Source organism: Suilimivivens aceti (assembly GCF_025567405.1).
GTDB lineage: Bacteria > Bacillota > Clostridia > Lachnospirales > Lachnospiraceae > Suilimivivens > Suilimivivens aceti.
Map to the genome: position 1 here is coordinate 22437 of NZ_JAOQKJ010000021.1, position 492 is coordinate 22928.

At 45.1% G+C, this 492-nt stretch carries 1 pseudogene; it reads right to left on the minus strand.

Features of this window, described 5'->3' with window-relative positions:
- Nucleotides 1-485: pseudogene (locus OCV77_RS16940) on the minus strand (hypothetical protein); the annotation flags it as partial.
- Nucleotides 486-492: the final 7 nt, after the last annotated feature.

The window sequence follows — 492 nt, forward strand, 5'->3', positions numbered from 1 at the left end:
TGGCGTTCACTTGCCACATACTCGCTGTCCCTCTTGCGCTGTGCGGCTCTACGGTCAGCACAGGTACGATCTGAATGATAAAATGAACCTTTTGCCTTCTTATCAGCCAAATCCTTTTTAGCGGCTTTGGTTGCTGCACTATCATCATGGTAAACATTTGCCCCGTAGCAAGTTGCTCCAGCTCCTGTAATTGTTGTTGTAACATGGACACCAAATGGAACCCCATGAGAAGCTCTTGCATCTGCACGAAGCCAATCCATAATTTCTTTGCGATAGGCGGGATCTTCCTTCATTCTTTTGAATCCATCTTCTGTGATATGTACAGAATTGGACAAAATAGCCGAGGAGTTCATTTTATCAATTTCAGCCAGTTCCTCATAGATTTCCTGCTTGAACGCTGCCATCTCATCGACTTCGGATACTTCTTTTGTTGCCGCTGTCTTATCTGTTTGGCTTGTTGCCTGTGCGCTTGTGTTCTGTACCATCTGAGAA